3 protein-coding genes and 1 pseudogene are annotated in these 1,658 nt (G+C 65.7%); all 4 read left to right on the top strand.

Translation table 11 applies throughout. From position 1 onward, the window contains the following. Nucleotides 1-216 (top strand): 4Fe-4S binding protein (locus KF910_RS14245; RefSeq protein ID WP_292264085.1); only part of this gene is annotated, 216 nt, incomplete at its 5' end. Nucleotides 217-278: 62 nt separating this feature from the next. Next, on the top strand, nucleotides 279-905 hold the full coding sequence (locus KF910_RS14250) for an NADH-quinone oxidoreductase subunit J (RefSeq protein ID WP_292264087.1): 627 nt from the start codon (nucleotides 279-281) through the stop codon (nucleotides 903-905). Then, nucleotides 905-1,213, top strand: a complete 309-nt coding sequence (nuoK, locus tag KF910_RS14255) for an NADH-quinone oxidoreductase subunit NuoK (RefSeq protein ID WP_292264089.1) — start codon at nucleotides 905-907, stop codon at nucleotides 1,211-1,213. Before KF910_RS14250 ends, nuoK begins: the two co-directional genes overlap by 1 nt. 8 nt (nucleotides 1,214-1,221) lie before the next feature. Further along, nucleotides 1,222-1,658 (top strand): annotated as a pseudogene (locus tag KF910_RS14260) (NADH-quinone oxidoreductase subunit L); the annotation flags it as partial.

Genomic DNA, 1,658 nt, shown 5'->3' on the forward strand with positions numbered 1-1,658 from the left:
ACGACCCGCTACGACATCGACATGGTCAAATGCATCTACTGCGGCCTGTGCCAGGAGGCCTGCCCCGTGGACGCCATCGTGGAAGGTCCGAACCAGGAGTTCGCCACCGAGACCCGCGAGGAACTCTATTACGACAAGGCCCGGCTGCTGGCGAACGGCGACCGCTGGGAACGGCTGATCGCCAAGAATCTGGAACTCGACGCACCCTACCGCTAAACACCGCCGCGATTCCCGCCGGGGATCGCCGCACTGATCGTGAAAGGGGCCTGGTCCCGCAAATGCTGCAAGGACTCGCCTTCTACCTCATGGCCGCCACGGCCGTGGTCTCGGGCCTTCTGGTCGTGACCGCGCGCAATCCCGTGCACAGCGTGCTGTGGCTGATCCTGACCTTCTTCTCCTCGGCCGGCCTGTTCGTGCTGATGGGGGCCGAGTTCCTGGCCATGCTGCTGGTCGTGGTCTACGTCGGCGCCGTCGCGGTGCTGTTCCTGTTCGTGGTCATGATGCTGGACGTCGACTTCGTGCGCCTGCGCGAAGGCTACGCCCGTTACCTGCCGCTGGCGGGGATCGTGGCCGGAGTGCTGCTGGCCGAGATGATCATGGTCTCGCTGACGGTGGCCCAGGGCGGGGCGGCCGGCCACGGCCAGGGCCCGGCGGCGCCCGTCGCCGACACCTCGAACGCCGAGGCCATCGGGCGGGTGCTCTATACCGACTACATCTACTTCTTCCAGGCGGCGGGGGTGGTGCTGCTGATCGCCATGATCGGCGCCATCGTCCTGACCCTGCGCCACAAGCCCGACGTCAAACGCCAGGATGTCGGCGTCCAGGTCGGCCGCGACGCCAGGAAGGCCCTGGAGGTCAAGAGCGTCCAGACCGGCGTGGGCGTGAGCCCCGAGGAGCTTCGCTGATGGAAATCACCCTGCAGCACTATCTGGCGGTCGCCGCCATGCTGTTCACCATCGGGGTGTTCGGCATCTTCGTGAACCGCAAGAACGTCATCATCATCCTGATGTCGATCGAGATGATCCTGCTGGCGGTCAATATCAACCTGGTCGCCTTCTCGACGCACCTGAACGACATCTCGGGCCAGGTGATGGCCATGTTCGTCCTGACCGTCGCGGCCGCCGAGGCCGCCGTGGGCCTGGCCATCCTGGTGACCTTCTTCCGCAACCGCGGCGACATCGCCGTCGATGACGCCTCGGTGATGAAGGGCTGACCGTGAACCTGCAGACTCTCGTCACCCTGGGCGTCTTCGCCCCCCTGCTGGGCGCCGTGATCGCCGGTCTGACCGGCCGCCGCATCGGCAATGTCGCGTCCCAGGCGATCACCACCGGCCTGCTGTTCTTCTCGTGCGCCGTGGGCTGGATCGTGTTCAGCGCCCACACCTGGGGCCATATGGCGCCGTTCACGGTGGAGCTGCTGCCCTTCATCAACGTCGGCGACTTCCAGTCGGCCTGGTCGATCCGCATCGACGCCCTGTCGGCGACCATGCTGATCGTGGTCACCACCGTGTCGTCGCTGGTGCACCTGTATAGCTGGGGCTACATGGCCGAGGATCCGGACAAGCCGCGGTTCTTCGCCTATCTGTCGCTGTTCACCTTCGCCATGCTGGCCCTGGTGACGGCCGCCGACTTCATGCAGCTGTTCTTCGGCTGGGAAGG

This window comes from Brevundimonas sp., from assembly GCF_019636155.1.
Lineage (GTDB): Bacteria > Pseudomonadota > Alphaproteobacteria > Caulobacterales > Caulobacteraceae > Brevundimonas.